The organism is Clostridium sp. (assembly GCF_017888565.1).
GTDB lineage: Bacteria > Bacillota > Clostridia > Clostridiales > Clostridiaceae > Clostridium.
Genome location: NZ_JAGHFX010000014.1, coordinates 35,715 through 59,775, shown reverse-complemented (window position 1 = coordinate 59,775; position 24,061 = coordinate 35,715). Strand labels below are relative to the sequence as shown.

30 protein-coding genes and 2 pseudogenes are annotated in these 24,061 nt (G+C 25.7%); 4 read left to right on the top strand and 28 right to left on the bottom strand.

Going from position 1 to position 24,061, the window contains the following annotated elements; translation table 11 throughout:
* Positions 1-390 precede the first annotated feature (390 nt).
* The 10 genes from J7M87_RS02725 to J7M87_RS02680 all read right to left on the bottom strand — a co-directional run bounded on the left by J7M87_RS02725 (position 391) and on the right by J7M87_RS02680 (position 7,914).
* Positions 391-597: an alpha/beta-type small acid-soluble spore protein gene (locus tag J7M87_RS02725; RefSeq protein ID WP_291648439.1), complete on the bottom strand. Its 207-nt coding sequence runs from the start codon at positions 595-597 to the stop codon at positions 391-393.
* A gap of 224 nt (positions 598-821) precedes the next feature.
* Positions 822-1,124: a spore coat protein gene (locus tag J7M87_RS02720; RefSeq protein WP_291648438.1), complete on the bottom strand. Its 303-nt coding sequence runs from the start codon at positions 1,122-1,124 to the stop codon at positions 822-824.
* A 3-nt stretch (positions 1,125-1,127) separates the two neighbouring features.
* Positions 1,128-1,343, bottom strand: a complete 216-nt coding sequence (locus tag J7M87_RS02715; protein ID WP_291648437.1) for a hypothetical protein — start codon at positions 1,341-1,343, stop codon at positions 1,128-1,130.
* A gap of 221 nt (positions 1,344-1,564) precedes the next feature.
* Positions 1,565-2,110, bottom strand: coding sequence for a hypothetical protein (locus tag J7M87_RS02710; RefSeq protein ID WP_291648436.1), 546 nt, complete (start codon positions 2,108-2,110; stop codon positions 1,565-1,567).
* 461 nt (positions 2,111-2,571) lie between these two features.
* Complete coding sequence (locus tag J7M87_RS02705; RefSeq protein WP_291648435.1) at positions 2,572-3,975, bottom strand: HAMP domain-containing sensor histidine kinase; 1,404 nt, start codon at positions 3,973-3,975, stop codon at positions 2,572-2,574.
* A gap of 1 nt (position 3,976) precedes the next feature.
* Positions 3,977-4,681 (bottom strand): response regulator transcription factor, encoded by a 705-nt coding sequence (locus J7M87_RS02700; protein ID WP_291648433.1) that lies wholly within the window; start codon positions 4,679-4,681, stop codon positions 3,977-3,979.
* A gap of 217 nt (positions 4,682-4,898) precedes the next feature.
* The gene (locus J7M87_RS02695) at positions 4,899-5,612 is read right to left on the bottom strand and encodes an ABC transporter permease (protein WP_291648431.1); all 714 of its coding nucleotides are present in this window, start codon (positions 5,610-5,612) and stop codon (positions 4,899-4,901) included.
* A gap of 14 nt (positions 5,613-5,626) precedes the next feature.
* Positions 5,627-6,373 (bottom strand): ABC transporter permease, encoded by a 747-nt coding sequence (locus tag J7M87_RS02690; protein WP_291648430.1) that lies wholly within the window; start codon positions 6,371-6,373, stop codon positions 5,627-5,629.
* Positions 6,374-6,375: 2 nt separating this feature from the next.
* On the bottom strand, positions 6,376-7,287 hold the full coding sequence (locus J7M87_RS02685) for an ABC transporter ATP-binding protein (protein WP_291648428.1): 912 nt from the start codon (positions 7,285-7,287) through the stop codon (positions 6,376-6,378).
* Between the two features lie 129 nt (positions 7,288-7,416).
* Positions 7,417-7,914 (bottom strand): GNAT family N-acetyltransferase, encoded by a 498-nt coding sequence (locus J7M87_RS02680; RefSeq protein WP_291648426.1) that lies wholly within the window; start codon positions 7,912-7,914, stop codon positions 7,417-7,419.
* A gap of 286 nt (positions 7,915-8,200) precedes the next feature.
* Between J7M87_RS02680 and J7M87_RS02675 the strand changes: the two genes are divergently transcribed.
* A complete protein-coding gene (locus J7M87_RS02675) occupies positions 8,201-9,328 on the top strand; it encodes an ABC transporter permease (RefSeq protein WP_291648424.1) in 1,128 nt (375 codons plus the stop codon).
* Positions 9,328-10,020: an ABC transporter ATP-binding protein gene (locus tag J7M87_RS02670; RefSeq protein WP_291648422.1), complete on the top strand. Its 693-nt coding sequence runs from the start codon at positions 9,328-9,330 to the stop codon at positions 10,018-10,020. The genes J7M87_RS02675 and J7M87_RS02670 overlap by 1 nt, the downstream gene beginning before the upstream one ends.
* A gap of 290 nt (positions 10,021-10,310) precedes the next feature.
* On the opposite strand, the gene J7M87_RS02665 is transcribed toward J7M87_RS02670, so the two are convergent.
* From J7M87_RS02665 to J7M87_RS02610, 13 genes and pseudogenes are all read right to left on the bottom strand, one after another.
* Complete coding sequence (locus tag J7M87_RS02665) at positions 10,311-10,799, bottom strand: CarD family transcriptional regulator (protein ID WP_291648420.1); 489 nt, start codon at positions 10,797-10,799, stop codon at positions 10,311-10,313.
* 373 nt (positions 10,800-11,172) lie between these two features.
* The gene (locus J7M87_RS02660) at positions 11,173-11,487 is read right to left on the bottom strand and encodes a hypothetical protein (protein WP_291648418.1); all 315 of its coding nucleotides are present in this window, start codon (positions 11,485-11,487) and stop codon (positions 11,173-11,175) included.
* Between the two features lie 392 nt (positions 11,488-11,879).
* The gene (locus tag J7M87_RS02655; protein WP_291648416.1) at positions 11,880-12,800 is read right to left on the bottom strand and encodes a GNAT family N-acetyltransferase; all 921 of its coding nucleotides are present in this window, start codon (positions 12,798-12,800) and stop codon (positions 11,880-11,882) included.
* A 51-nt stretch (positions 12,801-12,851) separates the two neighbouring features.
* Positions 12,852-12,968, bottom strand: a pseudogene (locus J7M87_RS20400) (GNAT family N-acetyltransferase); the annotation flags it as partial.
* Positions 12,969-13,011: 43 nt separating this feature from the next.
* Complete coding sequence (locus tag J7M87_RS02650) at positions 13,012-13,836, bottom strand: pentapeptide repeat-containing protein (RefSeq protein WP_291648414.1); 825 nt, start codon at positions 13,834-13,836, stop codon at positions 13,012-13,014.
* 138 nt (positions 13,837-13,974) lie between these two features.
* Positions 13,975-14,724, bottom strand: a complete 750-nt coding sequence (locus J7M87_RS02645; protein ID WP_291648412.1) for an aminoglycoside adenylyltransferase domain-containing protein — start codon at positions 14,722-14,724, stop codon at positions 13,975-13,977.
* A gap of 464 nt (positions 14,725-15,188) precedes the next feature.
* Complete coding sequence (locus tag J7M87_RS02640) at positions 15,189-15,374, bottom strand: GNAT family N-acetyltransferase (RefSeq protein ID WP_291648410.1); 186 nt, start codon at positions 15,372-15,374, stop codon at positions 15,189-15,191.
* 93 nt (positions 15,375-15,467) lie between these two features.
* Positions 15,468-15,821: a hypothetical protein gene (locus J7M87_RS02635; protein ID WP_291648409.1), complete on the bottom strand. Its 354-nt coding sequence runs from the start codon at positions 15,819-15,821 to the stop codon at positions 15,468-15,470.
* A gap of 18 nt (positions 15,822-15,839) precedes the next feature.
* Entirely contained in the window at positions 15,840-16,196 is a 357-nt protein-coding gene (locus J7M87_RS02630) for a helix-turn-helix domain-containing protein (RefSeq protein WP_291648407.1), read from the bottom strand.
* A 352-nt stretch (positions 16,197-16,548) separates the two neighbouring features.
* On the bottom strand, positions 16,549-17,223 hold the full coding sequence (locus J7M87_RS02625) for a PIG-L family deacetylase (RefSeq protein ID WP_291648405.1): 675 nt from the start codon (positions 17,221-17,223) through the stop codon (positions 16,549-16,551).
* A 113-nt stretch (positions 17,224-17,336) separates the two neighbouring features.
* A complete protein-coding gene (locus J7M87_RS02620) occupies positions 17,337-18,278 on the bottom strand; it encodes a GNAT family N-acetyltransferase (RefSeq protein WP_291648403.1) in 942 nt (313 codons plus the stop codon).
* Complete coding sequence (locus J7M87_RS02615) at positions 18,265-19,545, bottom strand: PTS transporter subunit EIIC (protein ID WP_291648400.1); 1,281 nt, start codon at positions 19,543-19,545, stop codon at positions 18,265-18,267. Before J7M87_RS02615 ends, J7M87_RS02620 begins: the two co-directional genes overlap by 14 nt.
* A 61-nt stretch (positions 19,546-19,606) precedes the next feature.
* Positions 19,607-19,903 (bottom strand): PTS sugar transporter subunit IIB, encoded by a 297-nt coding sequence (locus J7M87_RS02610; protein ID WP_291648397.1) that lies wholly within the window; start codon positions 19,901-19,903, stop codon positions 19,607-19,609.
* Between the two features lie 147 nt (positions 19,904-20,050).
* Here J7M87_RS02610 and J7M87_RS02605 point away from each other — a divergent pair, with 147 nt between their 5' ends.
* On the top strand, positions 20,051-20,812 hold the full coding sequence (locus J7M87_RS02605; protein WP_291648395.1) for a MurR/RpiR family transcriptional regulator: 762 nt from the start codon (positions 20,051-20,053) through the stop codon (positions 20,810-20,812).
* Positions 20,813-20,958: 146 nt separating this feature from the next.
* Here the strand turns inward: J7M87_RS02605 and J7M87_RS02600 are convergent, their stop codons facing one another.
* Complete coding sequence (locus tag J7M87_RS02600) at positions 20,959-21,144, bottom strand: hypothetical protein (protein ID WP_291648394.1); 186 nt, start codon at positions 21,142-21,144, stop codon at positions 20,959-20,961.
* Between the two features lie 347 nt (positions 21,145-21,491).
* Between J7M87_RS02600 and J7M87_RS20395 the strand changes: the two genes are divergently transcribed.
* The gene (locus J7M87_RS20395; RefSeq protein WP_365844270.1) at positions 21,492-21,692 is read left to right on the top strand and encodes a PF20097 family protein; all 201 of its coding nucleotides are present in this window, start codon (positions 21,492-21,494) and stop codon (positions 21,690-21,692) included.
* A gap of 149 nt (positions 21,693-21,841) precedes the next feature.
* Here the strand turns inward: J7M87_RS20395 and J7M87_RS02595 are convergent, their stop codons facing one another.
* The 4 genes and pseudogenes from J7M87_RS02595 to J7M87_RS02585 form a co-directional block, all read right to left on the bottom strand.
* Positions 21,842-22,093, bottom strand: a complete 252-nt coding sequence (locus J7M87_RS02595; RefSeq protein ID WP_291648392.1) for a DUF4318 domain-containing protein — start codon at positions 22,091-22,093, stop codon at positions 21,842-21,844.
* 293 nt (positions 22,094-22,386) lie between these two features.
* Positions 22,387-22,884 carry a hypothetical protein gene (locus J7M87_RS02590; RefSeq protein ID WP_291648390.1) on the bottom strand — a complete coding sequence of 166 codons (498 nt, stop codon included), beginning with the start codon at positions 22,882-22,884 and terminating at the stop codon, positions 22,387-22,389.
* Positions 22,885-22,974: 90 nt separating this feature from the next.
* Positions 22,975-23,406, bottom strand: a pseudogene (locus J7M87_RS20390) (WG repeat-containing protein); the annotation flags it as partial.
* Positions 23,407-23,457: 51 nt separating this feature from the next.
* Positions 23,458-23,877 carry a WG repeat-containing protein gene (locus J7M87_RS02585; RefSeq protein ID WP_291648389.1) on the bottom strand — a complete coding sequence of 140 codons (420 nt, stop codon included), beginning with the start codon at positions 23,875-23,877 and terminating at the stop codon, positions 23,458-23,460.
* Between the last annotated feature and the right edge of the window lie 184 nt (positions 23,878-24,061).

Genomic DNA, 24,061 nt, shown 5'->3' with positions numbered 1-24,061 from the left:
TCTAATAATATTTATATTTAAATCATTTACTTTTATAATATTGATAATACTATTTTGTTATTTTCTTTATTATTATTCTCTTTATTATTATTTTTTTAATTTATAATCTATCTTAAAGATAATACAAATATTTCTCTTCATTTATATATTTTACTTTCAGTTCATTTTATTTATTATTATATCATCATTTACGAGTATTTTACTTAAGGCTAATTTTGATTTTTTTACATTGCCTTCTTTATATCTATATATGCATTAATTAAAATTTTTAAGGCAAAAAGTACATTTATATTCTCTGTAATCAAAGAAAAAAAGGATTAATGATAATTAGATAATCATTAATCCTTTTTATTATTAGTATAATTTATACTATGTTTTTGGTTTTATTGGTTATTTTATTTGGTTTTCGTATTGTTCAACCATTCTTTTAACCATTTCTCCGCCAACACTTCCGTTTTGTCTTGAAGTAAGGTTTCCCTTATCTGCACTTTCATAGTTGCTTAATCCAACTTCTGTTGCAACTTCATTTTTTAATCTGTTTAATCCTGCTTTTGCTTCTGGTACTAAAGTTCTGTTACTTCTATTATTTGATGCCATATTTAACATCTCCTTTTCATATTATTTTTGTTGACACTATTATATTAACCAGTTTAAAAGTTTATAATCTATAAAAATATTAACGTTTTTAGAATAAGAATCCTCAATTGTATAATTATTCTAATAAATTTCAATTATATTATCTTTTCATTTTTAACACTACCAATAATAATTAGAATTTAAAAAGAACCCTAATTTATAGGGTTCTTTTTAAATTCTAATTATTACTTATTTTCATTGATTATACTTTTCGATTCATTATATGCACAAGTTAACTGATCAACTGAAGGACTATAAGGTTTAATCCAGCCCTTATTAATACTTAACTCTGTAAGAGCTGTATGACCTTCTACCATTTGTCCTAATGAAGCTGAATATATTGCTCTTAATTCAGGTGTGCTACTTGTTAATGCAGAATTAAGATATAAATCTGCAGCTTCTTTAGCTGAAGAAAGCATACTTAAAGCTATGATTTCATCATTCATATCAACATTATTTTTAATTAAGTTGCCAATCATATTTTTCATATATTAATCCTCCTTAACAACAGCTATGTTATTTTCTTTTATAAATTGTTGTATTCCTTTAATTCTTCCTTCTGCTGCTAAAATACTTGCATCTGTTTGTCGTTTCAAGTCATCATCAGATATTAATGTAGATATTGCTCTTTGCATAATTAACCCATCATTTTCCATTTTTAGTATCGCTGCTAAAGATAAATTTTCAATTTCTGAAAGTGTTCTCATTGTATCACCACCTATAATATATTTTCCATTACATATTATGTGTATTAGTGTTGCACATTAATCTTGTTAATGTTTGCCTTATTCTTTTTTATAAATTATATGAATAATAAAAAGAGTATCAATATAATTTTATTGTTGATACTCTTTTTCTAATACGAAACTTTGCTATATTATTCTAAAAAATTATCTTTTCTTAATATTTTTATTAAATAATAGAAAAACTAATTTCTTTCTATTTTAATTATTTGATCATCTAATCTGATATTTTCTGACTTAGAAGTTTCTATATAATAATTTTTATCTATATCAAGTTTATTAAACACATAGGTTACTTCCATATCTAGAATGCCTAATACTTTTTTATCTTCAGAATATATAGGTCTATAATATTCATTTTCAACATCATCTCTTATATAGAAGTTTTCCAATGCCTGATCTCCAGTTACTCTTACTTTAATTATTGTCTTATCTTCTTCATTATTGATGTCTAATATCTCAAATGTTCCAAAATCACCTAAGTCATATTTAGCTTTTTCTATTCTTATTAAATTTTTCGTTATATACTCTTCTTGAGGAATATTTTTGTTTTGAATATTAACATAAGGAACTATATATACATCACTATATTCACTTGGTAATCTATGTCTAAATTCTACTGATCCACTTTGTGAAACAAGTCCCCCTACACCTTTTAATTGACCCTTATTACTATCCCATAATATATAATTTAATGAATGTATTATGAAATTTTCTTCATTTATTTTCATATGCTTCTCCTTTCCGTAAGGTCCTTATACTTATTAATTAGATTAAATTTCATATTTTCTATCATTTTGCCATAAATTTTCTTATATATTGCTTAAACTAAAAATTATAAAGTTTGTCTAACTAATTTTTTATTAATATATATAAAACTTATTTACTCCTCATCTGTATATTTATTATATCAAAGATGATTTTTTTCAAATTTTATTTCCAAATTCATTTTACAATATATTGAATGTAAATATTACAGACTTTAAAACTATTGTGAATTAAAACAACTCATAAATTTGAAATCATAAAAAATAACAGTAAATAGATTTATTTTACACAAACCTATTTACTGTTATTTTAATAACCAACCTATATACTTTTGAACATATATATAAGGAGCTTTAATTAATATATTGGTAATTTCTTTTACTTTCTCAAATAGAACATTTACTATAAAAGTTATAAAATATTATCACAAACAGTTTAAGTCTATTACTATTTTAGTCCCTATGCCTACTTTACTTTCTATATTAATACTTCCACCATGACATTCTATTACCTCTTTTGCTATTGCCATTCCAAGTCCTGAACCCTTAGATTCTGAATTTGTATTTACTCCTCTATAATATCTATTAAAGATATTTTTTATATCTTCTTTTCTTACTCCTTGTCCATTATCTTCTACAATTATATTTATATTATTTTCTTTCTTTAATACAGAAACATCAACAATAGTATCTTTAGAATTATGCTCTAAAGAATTTATTATAAGGTTATTTATTGCTCTTTTTAAATATTTTTTATCACAATTTAATCTTATATTTTCATCATGATAATTAAAATTTATTTCTCTATCACTATACTTACTATTATTTAATAAATCTATTATACTTTCTTGTACTAAATTAATTAAATTCTGTTCTTTAAAATTAATAGGAAGAACTTTATTTTTCAATTTATAAACTAAAGACAAATCATTAACTAGATCCTGAATATAGTTACTGTTATCTAAAATAGCGCTACCATATCTTTTTGCATCATCAATATTTATCTCATATTGATCCCCATTTAAAAGCTCTGCATATCCTTTAATTGAACTCAATGGAGTTTTTAAATCATGACTAATATTAGCTATCCATTCTTCTTTTGCTTTATCTGCTTCTTTTCTCTCTATTTCATTTTCCTTTAAAACAATAGATAAGTTATTAATATTTTTGCTTACCTCTTTAAATAGCCCTTGCTTATTTTTCTTATTTTCATATATTCCATTTTTTAAATCATCTATATCTTCAACAACTGATACCATCGGCTTAACTAACCTTCGACTAAATATATAAGCTACAATAGTCATTAAATTTAATACAAAAATAATGATTGAAATATGATATTTAAAACTTTCCTCTGTAAATGTCATTTTAAATCTAAAAATTTTATCTATTGGAAAACCAACTAATAATGTATAGGTTTCATTTCCTTTTGCTATATTGTTTGTAGAAATAGTAGTAGGTGCCTTACTTCCCCATGGATTTTGTATAAAATCTATTAAATCTGCCGTAAGATAGGTACTTGGCACATTTGTAGGCTTATTTACTTCATATACTTCATTGTTTCCTTTATCTAAAACCTGTATCCATATGTTATTTTCAATTAATTTATTTATATTATTATCTTCTAAATTAAATTCATTACCTCTTTCTAAATCTTCTATATATGGTTCTATAAATTCTGAAGTTCTAAATGATACACTAAAAACTTTTTCTCCAAAGGTTATATTACTATTATAAATTACTAAATTTAACACTGCATAAACTATCATTGTTATATAAAAAACTAATATCATAGATCCTAGTAATTTAATGGTTAATTTTACTTTCATATTAATTAACTAGCTTATAGCCAATCCCCTTCAAAGTTTTTATATGTTTTGGATCACTTGGATTATCTTCTAGCTTTTCTCTTAAATGTCTTATATGAACCATAATTGTATTGTCATACCCATCATATTCATATCCCCAAATTGCCTCACATAATGAGCTTTTACTAAATACCTTATTAATATTTTTAACAAGAAATAAGATTAATGAGTATTCCTTAGCTGTTAGTAATATATTATCTTCACCTTTTTTCACTTCTCCTGTTTCCTCATTAATAGATATATTACCAAAAGTATATAAATTAGTTTTCACTTCACTTACTATGCTTCCTCTTCTTAGTTGAGATTTAACTCTAAGAACAACTTCTTTGATATTAAAAGGCTTAGTTACATAATCATCTCCACCAGCTTCTAATCCTTTAATTTTTTCTTCATCTTCGCCCATTGCAGTTAAAAAGATAATTGGGCATGTAGAAAATTTTCTAATTCTATCACAAACTTTATACCCATCTATATCAGGCAAATTAACATCTAAAATTATAATATCTGGATTTTTTTCTTTAACCTGTAATATTGCATCTATACCATTATCAACTGGATATATTTCTTTAAATCCTTCTTTTATAAATACTTCTTTTAATAATGATAATAGCTCTCTTTCGTCATCTACTAACATTATCTTTTTATTTAATATTTCATCCATAACCATGATGCCAACTCCTTCTTGTTAAATTCTCCAAGTTATCTAATTATAAAACCGATATTCACCTTACATCATACTTGCAATACATTTAGCTTAAAACACTGCATATCAAAAATTCTTTTATAATAATATTCTATTTAAGAAACTACATTTATGAGATGCATTCAAAACTCAGATATAATTGTTGTTTATTCTATCAGTTACATTTTACCATAATTATCTTTTACTTTATATCTGATTTGGTAAACCTTATAAAATCTATAGAAAACATTATAATAGATAACAATATTGATACCACAAGTGTTATATACCTTTCAAAATTACTTATATTCCCTCCAACTATCATCATAGAATATGTCCAAGGAGCATAAACCCAAAATCTACTTTGTGCTATAAATATATTTGTAATTAACATAATAACTCCAGTTGAAATTAATGGTATTATACTTGAAAAATTTCTACCAATTATAAATAGTAAAATTAATATAGGTAATGTTGTTATAAAAATTTGCAAAGCATATGATAACAATTCAAAATTAAAGCTTATAGTCTTATTTAAATAAAATTCAGATAAAACTATACAAGTAAAATATGATAGGATTGAAGTAACTAAAGTAACAATCATTACTTTATATTTAGAAAAATAAATACTACTTTTCTTAACCGGTAAAAGCATCAATTGTTTCCAACCACAATTATCATTTTCTACCTTTGTTATTACACATGCTGTATATATGTTTTGCAGTGGTAAAAGTAATGATAAATAAGCAATTACCGAAAATATAAATATTTCTTCATTAAGACTTATCCCATTCATACTTCCCATGACTTGTATTCTTTTCATAACTATTAGTACTACTGGTATTGGGATAATTAAAGCTAAAAGTAATAAAGAGCTCTTTTTGACTTTTAATAATTCTATTTTTAATAATTCCATTTCTATCCCTCCACCTAATAAATTTTCTTGTTATTAAAATAGGCTTTAATTAATAAAGAACCTATTAATAATATGAATATAGATATAACTAGAACTAAGGCTATTTCATTGTTACCTTGAGTTATTGAAAATAAAGAAAATCCATATGGATTAATATTTTTAATGAAGGAATCGTTATAATAAATATTTGAAGAAACCATACTTAATACTGCTGCTATTCCTAAAGATATAAGTAAATTTTTATTTTTTAAGTTTATAAATAAATGTATAACCATTATTACTAATGATGATATTAACTGTATTGCAAACATAACTATGAAAAACTTCCAAGGTATTGGTTCTTTAAACTTAAATATTATTCCTACTATTATTAAAGAAATAACATTTAATAGTAGCATTAATATAGAATAAAAACTTGCTACTATATATTTTGATATTAAGATACTGCTTCTTTTTATTGGCTGCGTTAATAAAAATATCCATGAATTATTTTTATATTCACTTTCAAATAGTGTAGCTAAAATTAATGCTGCAAACATAGGCATAAAATCATTGAAATATAGTATTCTTTGTTCTTTAATTAAAACTTGCCATGATGTTAAGCCTTTTTCCATAGCTTGAGGCAAGAGCCAACTTTCATATCTTATTAAAAAATCTACACATAAAAGTGCTGCTACACCTAGTGGAATAGCTAATATAAATAAAATTACTAAATTTCTTTTTTCTTTTATAAATTCATTTTTTATTAAAGTCATCAACATAATTAAACCTCCTTAGTTAATCCTAAGAATATTTCCTCTAAGGAGCTTTTTTCTTGTGATAAATAGTTAATTTCATAGCCTGACATAACAAGGTCTCTACAAAGTGTAGATGCAGATACATTATTTCCTTTAACTTTTAGCTTTCCATTTTCCTCTTGAACTCTATATTTCCTAGAAGTAAGTAACTTAAATACTGAATCATTATCTTCATGCTTTTCTAAACCTATTAATACTTCGTTAGTTGAATTTTTCTTTAAATTATCTAGTGATCCTTGATATAATAACTTTCCTTTATTTATTACAGCAACTTCTGTAGCAACTAACTCAATTTCACTTAATATATGACTTGAAATTATTATTGTAATATTTTTTTCCTTAGCTAGATATTTTATTAAGTTCCTTATTTCTATAATTCCTGCTGGATCTAATCCATTAGTTGGTTCATCTAAAATTAAAAGCTTTGGGTTGCCCATAAGAGCTTGTGCTATTCCTAGTCTTTGCTTCATCCCTAATGAGAATTCCCTAACCTTTTTATTTTTAGCATCCCATAGATTTACTAACTTCAACTTTTCTTCTATTTCATTTTTACTTAACCTTAATACTCTTCTTAAAATCTCTAAATTTTCATAAGCTGTTAAATGTCCATAATAGGAAGGACTTTCAACTAAAGCACCTATATCTTTTAATATTTCTTCTCTATTATCTTTAATTGATTTTCCAAAAACACTTATTTCTCCACTATTAGGTTTTATTAATCCTAATATCATTTTGATAGTTGTAGATTTTCCTGCTCCATTTGGACCTAAGAATCCATAAACTTCTCCTTGTCTAACTTTTAAATTTACTTTATCCACACTATTTACATTATTAAATTTTTTAATTAAATTTTCTGTTTTAACAATATATTGGCTCATCTTTACTCTCCTCTTAAACTTTATGAACCAATTATATATTTCCAATCTTAATGACATTTTTAGCTGGCCTTAATTCTACCTTAATTTTTACTCCAGAGGAAATTCCCCTGTGCCCCATAAAACTTTCAATTAATATAGCTTGGCCATATAATATTCATCTACATATTTTCCATCAATTATCATTGAATTCTTTTTAGTCCCTTCTATGACAAATCCATTTTTCTCATATAAATGTTTTGCAACATTATTATGGCAAACTACAGTTAATTCTAATCTTGTAATATCATTTTCTTTTGCCCATATATCTAATTCTGAAAATAATTTTTTACCAATCCCAATACCTCTAAAAGCCTCACGAATACCAACTACAATATAAGCTGTATGCCTTATTCTTTTTGGCACTCCCCTTTGTGCAGAAAGAAAACCTATAATGTTTTCAGTATCATCGGTTGCAACTAAAAGCAAATTGTTTCCTTCAATACATTGATTTATAAGAAGATTAACTTTGCTAACATCATTTGACCTTTCCCCTGGCTCAAGCAACATAAATTTTGTTTCTTTATCAAGTTCTAATAACATTTTTAATAAATTATTTGTATCTTCAGCCTTTACTTTACGAACATTCATTGCATTATTCCCCCTATATAAAACATTTTCCTTATTTTAGCATAAAGCTTAATTTATTAATATATTTTTATTTATGAAACATAATCATACTCTCACTATTCATTAAAAACTTTTCTATAAAATATCTCAAGATACAACAAAAAAATTTTTATCATAAAGTAAATTCACTCTACTTAGATAAAAATTATTAATTAATATTGATTTTCTCTTGAACATAGTTCATAATTAATTCATGCTTATAATATACACTTTAATAAGTATTAATCAAAAGAAGGAGAATTGAATTATGTTTTTAGCACTAAAAGAACTAAAGCACAATAAGGCTAGATTTGGTTTGATAATCGGAATTTTAACTCTTATTATATTTCTAGTACTATTTTTATCAGGTATTGCAAAAGGGTTATCTGCAGCTACTGGCTCTTCAATTGAAAATTCTAAAGCAAATTATTATATTTTAGATGATTCTGCAGATAAATTAATTACTCGTTCTGTTATTGAGAACGATGCTTTAAAGAAATTAAATAGCCTTAATGAATTGATATATTTAAATGAAAATACTACACCTATTAATTTACATACAAGTAATTTCATTATGGATTCCTTAGATAAGAAAATCAATTTAGTTTACTTAGCTATTGAACCATCAGCTTTTCTTATGCCTGAAGTTATTGAAGGAAATACCTTAAATAATGATAGAGAAATAGTTTTAAACAACTCATTTAAAGAAGATGGTATAGAAATTGGAGATAAAATCAAAGATACATCTTCTAATTTAGAATTAACTGTAGTTGGATTTACTAAAAATCAAATGTATGCACATATTTCTGTAGGGGTAATATCTTTAGATACATATAAAGAAATAATGACTTCTGCTACTGGTAGGGATTATAATGATTTTCAAGCATTAGCTATTAATATGGACAAGTCTTCAGAAAATCTAGATTTACTTACTAACCTTGTTAATGATAATTTAGACAAAAAAGTTTTATTAACTAAAAGTGAAGTAATTTCAAATGTTCCTGGACATTCACAAGAACAGGCTACTATTCTTATGATGTTAGTATTTTTATTAATAATATCTTCATTTATAGTTGGAGTATTTTTCTATATAACAACTATGCAAAAGTTACCTGAAATCGGAGTGTTAAAAGCTTTAGGAGCTAAAATGTCAACTTTATCAGTCTCTTTAACATCTCAAGTATTTATGCTTTCAATAATAAGCATGGTCATCGGAAATATATTAACATTTTCTTTAGCCAGTGTATTACCAGCAAGCATGCCTTTTGTATTAAGTTATAAAGATGGAGCTTTAGTTTCACTATTATTTATAGCAATAGCATTATTAAGTAGTCTATTTTCTATAAGAAAAATAAGAAAAGTAGATGCTATTTCTGCAATAGGAGGTAATTATTAATGAAAAAATACGCACTTCAATTAAAAAGTATAACTAAAACATACAAAGATGGCGATACTGAAAATACTGTTTTAAATAATATTTCAATTAATGTTAAACAAGGTGAATTTGTTGCTATTGTTGGCCCTTCTGGCTCTGGTAAAAGTACATTTTTATCTATTGCTGGCGCATTGCTTTCAGCAAGTAGTGGTGAAATAATAATTGGAGATACAAATTTAAGTGAGAAAAATAAAAAGGAATTAGCTGATATAAGAAGAAATCAAATAGGATTTGTTTTTCAATCACATCAACTAATACCTTATTTAACAGTTATTGATCAACTAAAATTAATACCAAAGCTTTCTAAAAATAAAGACAAAAAAGAAGTTAATGATTATGCTAATAAGCTTTTAAAAGATTTTGGACTTGAACATAGACTTAATCACTATCCTTCCAAATTATCTGGTGGTGAAAAGCAAAGAGTTGCAATAGCAAGAGCTTTAATGAATCATCCTGATATAATTTTAGCAGATGAACCAACAGCAAGTTTGGATAGCAATCGAGGTCGTGAAGTTGTTACTATGATTAAAGATGAGATAAAAAAATATAATAAAGCTGCTTTAATGGTAACTCATGATGAGCGTATTCTTGATTTAGTAGATACAATATATAGAATTGAAAATGGGAACATAACTATAGAAAAGAAAATTTAACTTTAAAATGGCTGTTTCACAATAATTGTGTAACAGTCATTTTAAGTCTAGAACTTTAACTTATGTAATTTATAGTAATGATTATAATATAATTTAACAAACATTAAATTTCATAAACGCTATTTTAATCTTGGTATACTACTTCATATTACTAGATTAAATAAAATAGGTTTATTTCTTATAAAAGATTTAACTGTAAAATATACTTTTTTCTAGACCTATCATTTATATAGATATAAATTAATAATTTAAAGATACATATTATATTAAAATTAACCTTATAATTTATTTTAAATATTATTTGCAATATAATCTTGAACTTCATCTACATCAATTTCTAGGACTATTGCCATTTCTTGATATAATTGTTTGCTAGCACTAATCATAATATCTTCGTCTGTTTTGTTAAGTTTTTTACCTATTGAATTTTTTTCATCTTTTTCTAATTTTATTGAATTTATAACCTTTATAAGTTCCTCAGCATTACCTCTTTTTATTATAGCCTTATATTCTTCAACTCTTCTTCTTGAATCTTCGATGTCAACAGTCTCATTTTTTGAAATTTCTTTCAATAAATTCACTATTTCAGCTTTTGTCATAAGATCCCTCATTAATATTCTTTGATTATTTACAGGTGTTTTGATAGTCATCTTTTCATTATAAACTGGTGATAAAATATAATACTCTAACTCTTCATTTCTTAAAGTTACCTGCTCTATATCTGTAACTTTACAAACTCCATTTGAACCATATACAACATAATCATTTATTTTAAACATAAAATAACCCCCTTAAGTGTTTTAATTGTAATTAAAAAAGTAGCTCCTACAGCTAAAAACTTTTAGGAACTACCTGTTGTTATATTTATTATACCACAAATATACTAATATTTCTTCTAATCTTTATAATAATATTAATATTTAACTATTTTCTTATAATAATTCAATTAATTCTCTATTAAAATAGAAATTTAATACATTTTAATTATACTTTACTATTTAATATAACCACATTTCAATTATCTTTGTATAACTTTAGTATAAATATTAGATTTAAAAATTATTAATTTAACTGATAACCTCTTTATTTCCTCTTTGTTATACTAAAAGGTTAAATCAGTTATATTAATATTATCAATTCTGATTTTAAATATTAAATTTCTGATTTTTTATAATATATAAATGTAGTTACTGTGTTTAAAATTATAGTAACTACAACTAGAACTGCTGATACAAGTACCAATGCATCAGTCATATCCATAAGAGCAGACCAATCATTTATTTGAACCAAATGATTGTTATAAATAATCTGTAAAAACAAAGAAATTGTACAAGAACTGATACTAATAATTGAAAGAATAATCCAACTCTTATTTTCATTTTTCTTGTATTGTATAAGACTAATAATTGGAAGTATCCATGCAATTAAACCAAGAAATAAACTAGCAGGATTAAGTAAAATAATCATAATAACACACTCCTTTTTAATTAAGATCTATAAATTCAGTTTTCCATATCCCTGAACTTCCAAAATCGTATTCTAATTTAACAGTATCATTATCTACCCATGTAATTTTATATTGATTATTTGAAAAAGGTCTAAACCCATCATCAGTAGAAACACCTACATTTTCATAGCACTACCTTTCACCTCATATACTTATATATTAATTTATTAATCATAGTAAGTCAATAATATTTTGTTGTTTATCAATAAAGTATTATTGTTAAAAGATGTTGAACAAATTAAAATATTTATTCTTTAAGGTTAAAAGATTATAAAAAAAGTTCTTAAAGATGCTTTTTCCATTCTTTAAGAACTTTTTAATAAAATAAAGCTTACTTGAAATTGAATAAATTTTATATTAAATAAATTTCTGAGACTGTGCCATTTATCTCGTAATAATTCATAGTTGATTTTTCTTTAAATCCACAAGATTTATATAAATTCAATGCATTTTTATTTTTTATCTCAACATCTAAGGCAGCTTTATTTATTCCATCATGCTTTAAATAATTCAAGACTTGCATCAAAACCGCTCTTCCATATCCCTTATTCCTATATTCAGGGATTATTCCAAATCCACTAATAAATGCTGAATTGAACTCCTTACTTACTTTTATTTTACCAATTATTTTGTCATCTACTTGAATTAGATAAGTACTAATGTTATTCTTTTCATCATCTTCTGGTAATATTATCTCATTACAGCCTTCTCCAAAGAAGATTTCATTTAAATTATCTATTTGATCTATATCCTTATTTTTTGCAGTTTTTAATAAAATACCTTTATTTTGTTTATATAAGTCCCAACTATCACATTCCATCCTACACTCTGAAAATGAATAACTAGATTTTGTATTCTTTATGAATTCTGTTGCAGAATTTGACTTTTCATCTCCAAGTAATAAAACCTTATTAAAGTTTCTTCTTTTACATTCCTCAATAGCCATTTCTACAAGCTTAGTAAAAATCTTTCTTCTTCTAAAATCAGGATGAACCATTCCATTAATTTCGGCAATATTTCCGCCAAAACATGAAACTCCCAAATATCCAACTAACTTATCATTGATGTAGTATAAATATTCATTTATGTCATTTGAATCATTTTTATAGTCCTTATTAATTTGTGTCCTATATTCTAATTCTAATTTTAAATTTACTTTATCTTTATTGATACAAATACACTCTAAATCTTTTATCTTTTTATGTTCTTTATCATTTATATATTTTTTTAAGACAATATATTGATCTAAAATTTCATTATTTGTATTAACCATTTATTTCTCCCTCTCCATTTTTCTTATTACAAAATCAATTTCATTAATTAATTAACTAGCTAAAAACTTTCCCATAATGACTGTATTATAATAATTACCATCTTTATGAATACGATAACTTACTAGCAATCCTCCTTCTATAAATCCATATCTTTTATAATTTTCTATGTTTCATTAGTTATTGCTAAATTCTACTTGTAAACTTCATTCTCTACCAGTTGCTTGGTTTAATAATGGATTTAGGTAATCTTGTATTAGCATCACCTTTAGCACTATTAATTTGAGCCTGTGTTATGAAAATGCTGTTACTTAAATTAGCTCCACTTAAATTAGCATCTCTTAAATCAGCTCCAATTAAGTCTGTAAAGCTTAAATCCACTTCTCTTAAATTTGCTGCAATTAGAAAAGCCCCACTTAAATTTACTCCTTTTAAATCCTTCTTTCTAAGATCAGCCCCCATAAGATTTAGAGCTCCACCTAGAGCTTTTTTACCTTTCAAAGAATTTTTTCCATTATTAACTTTTTTCCTTAAGAATTCACTAGTTTGTAAAAGCAAAGTATTAACTCCTATTCTAATTGATGTTAAATCTAAATTTATGATTGATTTTGCTTCTAAATGTGTTAAATTTTCTATTTCATCTATTTTTTTAATCAGCTTGTCTTTATTTATATTATTATTATATTGCAGCCTAATAGCTTCATTAAGATACCAAAGCATTTCATGGAGTTGCTTCATAATAATAAAAACATCAAACATTTCTTTTGAATGCACAGATTTTTCTTTCCAATCATGTCCTGAATAAGTAACTTGAGCTACCTTTTGACCTGCCCCAATGCAATCATATGCTATACAGCCTTTTAAACCTTTCTTATTAAGATCTTTATGAACTTTACATTTAAAATCACCTGCTAAATTTATACAAGGTTTACCTGAGTCCTTATTAACTGGAAATCCATCCATAGCTGAAAAGTATAGTGCAACACAACATAATCCAAAGCATTTTTCACAATTAGGCTGTAGTTCTTTATAATTCATTTTTATCCATCTCACATTCATAAAATATATTATATAAATTATATCATATGCACATTATTATTCAATTTTAGCGATATTTCAAATTAAATCCTAAAATCCATCTTACATATTACTAATTTATTTTTATTAAGAACCATGTTAATTTATATTTTTCAACATATAATCAGAAAACTCTTTAGCTTCCTCTTCATCTACTTTCATTATTTCATTTGTCTTATAACTATACAGAGCCTCATTTATAATTTTATGATAGCATTTATCTAAATTATATAATCCCCATTCTCCACCTTTCTCTTTTGAAAGGATTAAGTTGTCTCTAACATATGCTAGCACTCTACATAAGTTTAGAAGTATATAAACAGGATTATAATAAACTTCAGATTTAGCATCAGATATGTCATTTTTAATACTATCTAGATAATCTTCTCTAGGAATTTCAGCAAACACCTCATTTATGGTCAATCCATATAAAACTACTCCTGAATTTTTTATTATAGTAAAATGTGCAGCTAAATCTTTATCAAACCCACTCATTTTTTTACAATAATCTTTTGAATCACTATTGTACCAATCAAGATGCATATTAGAAAAATGTAATTCATATGGAGTTGGATATATAAAATTAGTGCAATACTCCTTTAAAACCACACTCATTTCTAACCCTTTTGGTGGCGCTTGTTTATTTAACTCTATGGTAAAGTCCATAAATTTTAATTTTATCTCCTCTGTTAATGGTTTATTAACCACAACTATGTAGTCAATATCACTTTTATCCCAATTGAAGCAACCTAATGCAATTGATCCATGTACATAAATACCAACTAAATTATCTCTTAATATCTTTTTATACTCTATAGAAACACTTTTTAAAACATCTTCATAATTCATGCTTTTTACCTTCTTATAAATATTTGTAAAACATATATTTTATCTAGCAATATATTGCTATTTAATTATTTTCTTTAATTAAATCTATATTTAACTCAATTATATTACTAGTATCAATACCATATAATATATCTCCTATATCACCTTCAAGTTTAACCTTTTCAATTCCAAAAGTTTCATTTAAAACTAGTGTAGCAGCTATTTATAAAAGCACCATGAAATCCATGTGCCAACCCCACTGATAACGTTGTCCAATTCTTTAGTTTTATAATTGTAAAAGCATTAATTTCACTTAAGATTTAATCCATTAAAACTTATATTAGTCATCTTCTAACCCAAATTTTTCCAATCTATAATAACCTTCATCATCTAATTCTTTCACATCATTCTTATATTTATATCCCCCATCCTTTTATAAAATTCACACGCGGTAATTGATGCTGGTATTTCTACTCTTTTTGCTCTTATAAAATACTCATCTTTTCTAACGTTTCCATTATTGATTTACCTCTCCCTTTACCATGCAATTCTGGTGTAACAAATATAGTCAATAATATACTTTCATCTTCGCTTCCCCAAAAGCTTGAAATAGCCCCACATCCAACAATATCTGCATCAATATTATCAAATATTCTTATTTTTAAACTCATATTTTAAGCTCTCTCTTCAAATTCACATCTTAAATATATATTTAAATATTCTAAAGATCTATATAGACAAAACTTTTATATAACCTATTTATATTAAATTTTTATAACTTTGTTTCTCTTCTTAATTAAATTCATAGCTATTAATGAAATAATATAGAATAACATTACCCACCATGATATTATTGATAAAGAATGTATTCTTTGCCACTTATAGCCCATTTCATCTGCATATAGTAATTCTCCATATTCTTTGTACCAATCATAAGAAATGCTTTCTTTTGTTATTGTATTATGACTGCTTAACAATTTAATATTATCAGTTTTAATAATAGCAACAGTAGGATCATTACTAAATTTAACTTGAACTGTATAAAACTTTATATATGATAATATAGCAAATATAATAACAATACTTGTTATCAAGCTTACTTTTTTAATCTTTTTCATTTTACTTTGGCTCCATTACTACATCTTAAATTTTGATGTCTTTACCCATTCTTCCAATGCCTTTTTACTAAATATAAATTGTCCAGATATTTGTACACATGGTATTGAATCATCTTTAATAATTACTTGAGTCAATCTTTCTTGGCTTATACCCAAATATTGTGATGCCTCATCCAATGATAAAATGTCTTTTGAATCTAAGTTATTATTATTTTCTTGATTAATTGTATTAGTAATATTAAATAATCCTTGGCTTATCCCATCCCCAATGAATCGTCCATTGTTTTCCATGCCATTAACTATTATTGAAGCACTAATAATAAGTGAAATAGCTAAGCTAAAAATTGAAATTGGTAATAATTTTTCTTTTAACACTTTTATTCCCCCTTAAATTAAATTCTCCTTTAAAGTTTTCAGTAAAGACTTTACTAAAAGCAATTTATACCATTATTTATTTTATATGTAAATAATACCACATACATAATTTATTTATATAGTAAATTTTCATAAAACACATTTAATACTTGTTGGTATATTTATTAACTAGAAATTTTCTTAATCTTATTAAATTAATTCTTAATTTTCTATTGTTTATTTTTTATTCCATATACTTATAAACATATAAAAAGGACCTATGTAAAATTCAATCACATAAATCCTTTTTAAATAAACTTTTTATTGTGTTATATAATATATAAGAAAACTAATTAATTTAATTAAAATAATTTTATAAGTTTTCTATATATGAAGCATACATATATGCTTTTGTAAACTTTCTACTTCCACATTCCATACTTCTAACTTTTCCCATAGTTTTATAATAATCATAATAAGGAACACTATTTACTTTTCCATTAAAGATTTCATATTTTCTTAATGCATTGAACCATGTGTCAACTTCACTTTCGCTTAGCTCATAATATGCTTGTGGCACAAATCCAACTAAATCTTCACAGTTTTCTCCATATAAAAGTTTTATATCCATGCCATTATTTCTACATATCTTAACTGCTTCTTTAACTGTATAGTGTGTATAATAATGCCTTGGATGCAATGTTCCACTAAAGTGAGTTATAACTAAATCCACTTTTTCATCAGTAAAATATTTTACTAGGATATCAATGAATTCATTTTCTGTTGGAAGCTCTTTAGAATTATAACCAAATGACTTGCAATCTGAATTCATTGCTTTTGCAACATTGATATTTTCTTGAATTAGATTCTCAACGTATCTATCGTTTTCTTCCTTTGTAACATTAGTCCCTTCCAATCTTCCTTGTACAACATGGACAAAAGTGCATTTTGCCCCTAATGCTGCATATTTTATAATTAATGGACCTCCCATTAATTCTGCATCTAATGGATGTCCTCCAATACTAATAACTCTCTTAATGTTATTCATCTATTTATCCTCCACTCTTTAATGAATATTCTATATAATTTATTAGGCTAAACTTCATTTTAAATTCTAAATAAGTTAATTGGAATTAAATTCATTTTCAACTTTATCTAAATCTACTCTATTTTCTTAGCATATAAATAGTAACTTCTATATACTTCTACACCATGTTTTTGATAAAATTTCATACCTGCCCCATGAGTCCATAAGAAGTATAAATAATAAAGCTTATTTTGTTTCATGTCATCCATCATTAAATTAAATAAAACTCCACCTATACCACTACTTCTTAAATCTTCCCTTACTCCAAATGGACCAAATCTGCATTCATTACCATCCATTTTCCTCATACAAAAACCTACTACTTTGTCATTCGCATCTAAACTTATCCATATAAGATTTTCAGCCTCATTATTTTGCATAGCCATTAATGCATTTCTTTTCCATCCACCACCAAAATTTTCACCTAAAAATTCTAGCAAATCCATTGAATATTTATAAGCGAATTTCCTAAAGCTATATCCTTGCTTCTCTAATTGATTTTTTCTTTCCTTCACTTTTAATGGTATATTGTAATTCCATAAATTTCTTTGCATACTTACAGCTTCACCAGTTCTTATATAATTTAATTTTTCAAAGAAGCCTATACTTTCTTTATAATTTTCTTGATCTATTCCTGGAAAAAAATAATTAGGACTGTATGCCGCTACAGTTATATTCTTTACTCCGTATTCTTTTAACCTTTCTTCTACTTCCTTTACCATTTCACTTCCTATGCTTTTCTTTCTGAAATCTTCTCTTACAAACAATAGATTTATCCAACCTCTTTCTGGTTCAAGTCCTCTATCTAAATATGGCACTTGCCTTTTTGTTGCTAAGATAAATCCAACAACTTCTTTATTTTCAATTGCTATAAGAGCAAGTTTTCTATTAAAATTTTCATCAAACAAAACTTGTTTTCTGAATTGTTCACATGAAATAATATCGGCTATAAGACATTCATTCCATAGTTTCACTATTGAATTTTCATACTCTTGAGAGTAATTAATTATTTTCATATATTTCCTCAGTCCCCTCTATTTGACTTTCCATTTCTTTTCTTTCCAAAGCCTTAAAAAATGGATAAAATATTAAACCTATAATAAAGTAGTTAGCTAAGCTAAAGAAGAATGCAAAAACACTTCCCCCAGTTCCTAAATATGCTGCTATAGGTGCTGGAACTGTCCAAGTAACTTGAGTTATAATTGGTGGTATCATTGGAATTATTGCTGTGAATACATATGACCAAATCCATAAAAATGAAAACCCAAATACCCAAGGTATAAATAATAATGGATTTAATACAATAGGTAATCCAAACATTACAGGCTCTGCAATGTTAAATATAGTTGCTGGTAATGCTAATTTTCCTAAAGTACTATATCTTTTTACTTTAGAAATTGCTGCTAACACAGCTATTGGTAATACTGATATACGAACAAAATATCCGCACCACTCTGTAGTAAATAAATTAGGTATAACTTCTGATCCTGCTTTAAATGCTTCCATATTTTCTGTTATCATACTTGTCCAAATTGGAGACATGACACTTCCTACAACGTTTGACCCATGTATTCCTGTAAACCATAACACTCTATCCAAAAAGAATGATAGAAACTGTGGTATTGGTCCTTTTCCAGCAGCAACTAGTGGTTCAAAAACAACATTTGTAAGAGCTGGTATATTCCACTTTAATACATGTGACATTACCCATGACATTAGTAACACAACCATTGATGGAATTAATGCAGTAAAAGCATCCAATACCATTGGTGGAACTCCTGCTGGTAGTTTTATTGTAAAGTTTTTATTTATAAGAAATCTATATATTTCAACAGCAATAATTGATATAAATATTGCAGCAAACATTCCTGAACTTCCAAAATTAGTAGTTTCTATAACTAATTTTCCATCCTCTGTATTAAACATTGGAAAAAACATCATAAAACTCAAAAATCCTATCAATGCAGTAACTATTGGCTTTATTTTAGAACCTCTATCTTTGTAATATTCTCCCAAAAAGTATCCTGAAACTATTGAAATGCATACAGCTAAAAGTCCTAAAGATGAATTGACTCCAGCCCATAACTTTCCTGCAAATGGAGCTACTATATTGCTCCAGCCTGGAATAGGTAGTGCAGCGATTAATATTAATAATGAACTAAAAATTAGAATTGGCATTGTGGTCATAAATGTTTTTTGTATAACTTGTAAGTATCTCATTTCTGATATTTTAATAAGAGGTGGTGCAAGACGCTCCTCTATAAAACTAGTTATTTTTTCCATTAATCCATTCTCCTTTAATTCTTACTTATTAAACGTTTACTTGAAGTGTAAAATTTTATATCTATAGCAAAGTTGAAATTTGTTTTACAATTGCTTCGCCATCAATCATCCCATAATGCACCATATCAATTACTTTAACTGGAATATCTCCTGCTACTTTTTGTATTTCTTTTAGCTTATATCTTACTTGTGGACCAAGAAGCACTAAATCAGCTCCCTTAATACTATCTTTCGCATAACTTATGGAGTATGCACTTATGTCATAATCCAAATTATGCTTTTCAGCTGCTAACACCATTTTTGTAACTAATAAACTAGTAGACATACCTGCTGCACAAAGTAATACAATTTTTTTCATCTCAAACCCCTCCTGTAATATATTTACAGTTTTATCATAACACTCTTTTATTTAAAAAGAAATACCTTTTCCCATTTTTTTTGAGAAATTTACCAAATTGATTTTGTATGGTATAATATAACTATGAAATATAAGGAGGATGCACTTATGAATCCAATAGATACTATACTTTTACATGATGATGAATTTACTCAATCTGAAATTAAAATTAAAAATATAATTCTTACAAACCCTGATATAATAGCCTGCTTTCCTTTAGTAACAGCTGCATACAAAATGAATGTATCTAAGTCTGCATTATTGAGATTTTGTCAAAAGTGTGGCTATAAAGGTTTCTCAGAATTTAAATATGAATTATCACGTTATCTTCACTCTGGGAATTTGTCCAACGAAAAATCAATTAATGATTCATCACAGGAAATCCTTAATCGTTTTATAGAAAAGTTAACATTATTAAAAGAAAGTAATTTAGATAATCAACTCGAAACTTTATCACGAGATATATTAAAAGCAAATAAAATTAAAATTTATGGTGTGCATGAAACTGGACTTGCCGCTAGGCATCTTCAATATAGGTTAACAACAATAGGGATAGATTCAGAGAGTATTATAGATAATAGCTTAATTGCTGAAAAAGCATTATTTTCATCACAAAATGATCTAAATATATACTTTTCACTATCAGCTTTAACATCTATAATTGTAGAATCAATAAAAAATTCTATTAGTAATAATAGCAATATTGCATTAATTACTCAAAACAATAAAACAAAGTTTTCTAAGCAAATACCAAATATAATAGTTTTACCATCATTTTCATTAGCTAAGGATAGTTTTTTTATTGATAGCCAAGCTCTAAATTTTGTATTTATCGAATTATTAATCAATAAATTATCTAAACTTCTATAACTTTTAAATATTTACTAAAATCTTAATTCATTCTGATCTGACTAAATATACATAAAAAAGCTACAGAATAGTATTACTTAAATAATTAATTTAAAGTAAAACTATATCTGTAGCCTAAAACTATTCCTTTATTAATCTAAGTCACTCTATGATTCATCATTATCTACTGATTTAGAATCTAATCTATCAAAAATTTTTTCTACAAAGAAACCTATAAGTCCAAATAATGATATTAAAACATATGCTGCTTTTTTATCATTTGATAATATAAAAATCAATACTAGTCCAATAATAAATATAGTTAGATAAATATTTCTCACTTTTATTTCCAAATTATTCCTTGCTAATATAGTACTTTAAAATATCTTTCAGAGTTAGTTATAGGTATTAGTTTATTATCAAATTATCCTTTATACTTATAAGTCATTTACATAATATATTATTCTTTGTAATTTTGAATTGCTAAACTATACTCAAAATCTATAAAATGTTCTTTGGTAAAATTATCATTACTTTTATTTTGTTAATAAAACCCAATATTTTACAGCCATCATTAAGTACTCTGTAAATAATATCATGCAACAATTATACTAGACTGTATTTTAAATTGTCATTATCTGTATTATCTTCTATATGATATACTTATTGTATTAAATATAGATTTATCGAAGTGATATAGGTGTATTGTTCATATTGTAATAAAGATATGAAAAAAGGAGTCATTGTATCTACTAAAAGTGGTTTTGATTTTATTTCAGAGGAAGCTAGGAGCAAATCTTATTTTTTTCCCGAAAGAATTAATTTAAAAAGTGTATTGGATAAAGAGTTAGTTGCTTATTACTGTGATTACTGCCTTAAAATTATAATTGATGTTAAGTAAATTTAGTGTATAAGAATAGCCTCTTAAAATCTCATTGGCTATTAAATAATTTATTTTATATTATATTTGAATTGCACACTAAAAATACCGCATATTCAATTTTGAATAATACGGTATTTTTATTATTATATTTTTAAATTTTAATAATGTTACATGGGTCTACATTTAATTCCATAACCGCCTCTACCACCATTATAGCGTAATATCTCATAAAGTTTTCCATCTAATTTCACTTGCATATTATTATCTTCATTATTTTCTAGGAACTCATAATCAATCTTTTCTTTTAAACAATAATTAGCAATGGCATCCTTTGTAATACTAACTGTTGGATAAACAGTGTAGTCTTCATATGGAATATCAATACTTACTTTTAGCATGTTCTTTAAAATATCTCCCATAAAATCCCTCCAAATAATTTATTGAATCTATTCTTCTTTAGATTCTAATTTGATTATACAATAAAATTTCGCTATTGTGAAATTTTATCATAATCGTTATTTTATTGTATAATTTTTATACCGTACTATTCAATTTTCAAAGATCTGTTTCTATTAATTGGTTCGCAATATGTTCAAACTACGTACTATATTTGAATTGCACACTAAAAAATACCGCATATTCTATTGAATAATACGGTATTAACTTTAACTTATATTTAATTTTCTCTTCATAATGAAGAAAAACTACTCTTCTATCTTAAAATGTTAGGTAGAAGCTCCCCTTTAATATTTATCCATTTAAAGTCTTCTTCATTAAATTCTACTCTAATTAAGTCTTCCTCAAAGATTGTGACCTTACTAGCTCTATCTTCTATATCTAAAAGCTTTTCTCCTTTTTCATTTAATATAGCGTACTTCCCATCATTTTTTTTAACAACTACTTTTTTGAATTCTTCATAGCCAAGTACCTCTACATAAATATCATTAGATAATATATTTCCTTTATCATCAATTAAACTTCCATTAATTTCTCTTTCCTTATCACTTGCAATAAATAAATCCAACCCTATTGGTATTAAAGTTTTACATTTTGCTAATATACTACCTTTTAAGTCTAATAACAAAAACATATCTTCATTAGTTGCTATTATACTATCATTATATAAGCTCATACCAGTATAATTATTATCAATGAAAACTTCTCCATTTTCACTTATAACCTTATATTTATCATCTTCTTTTATTATCATATATTTTTCGCCATCAATTTCATAGCTTAGTTTTTCTTCCTCTATATATTCTCCTTCTTTATTTATAAACTTTTTCTCATTATTTATTTCTACCTGCGCGTTACCATCACTAAAGGAAGAAGCAGAGTCAAATTGAAATGGTATTATAGTATTTCCTTCTACATCAATATATCCCCATTTATTATCTTTAAGAACAGCTATTAATCCTTCTCTCCCTGGATAAATGTTATCATATAAAAAGTCAGTTAACTGATTTCCTTTACTATCAAAAAAGCCTATCTTTCCGTCAAAATTTTCTACTTCAAAAATCTCCCTTTCATCTTCTCTTATTGAATGTGCTATTTGTACTCTTTCATATTTTATTGGTACTAACTCTCTACCTTTTAAGTTAACTAAACCACTTTTATCTTCTTTTTTTACAATAAGAGAATCTTCTACTTGAAATATATAATCATAAATTATATCTAATACTACATTCCCATCCTTATCAAAAACACCTTGTTTATTATTTGAAGTAACAATTATATTACCTTCATTATTTATTTCAATCTTATCATATACTGCTTCTAGTACTCATTCACCTTCTAAATTAACTACACCGTACTTAGTAGAGGTATAATCCTGAAAAAAAATCAAATCATATTGTGGCAATGATACTACTTTGTACTCACCAAAAGGCAGATACTCTTTACCACTCTTATCTATAATAGTTACAGTTTCGTTTTCATCATAAGCTTGTGCATAACCACTTGATAGATATTGAAAATCTGTAGCTGATGTATATTTAGGTTCTATAATTACCTCGCCCTTGCCATCCATATATCCATAAAGTCCTGTTTCCTCATCTTTAAACCTATAGCATCCAATAGGCTCAAATTTCGTTACTTGTTCTGTTGCTTCATTATAATTTCGAGTATTTTTCTCTTCTTTCTTATAACAACCTGTAGCCAATACAGCTACTAAGATTAGTCCTAGTATAAAGATTTTTTTCATGTTCTTCCCCTCATAATATATTTCAAATATTTTGTACACCTAATATTTTATTATAGATTTTATTCTTATTTATTAAACTACCGATCATATTTAATCACGTCATAAAATCAAATTACAATCTAAGTATAGCATATTTTGTAAATACCGTACTATTTAATTCTAAAAGAACAAAATTCATTAATCA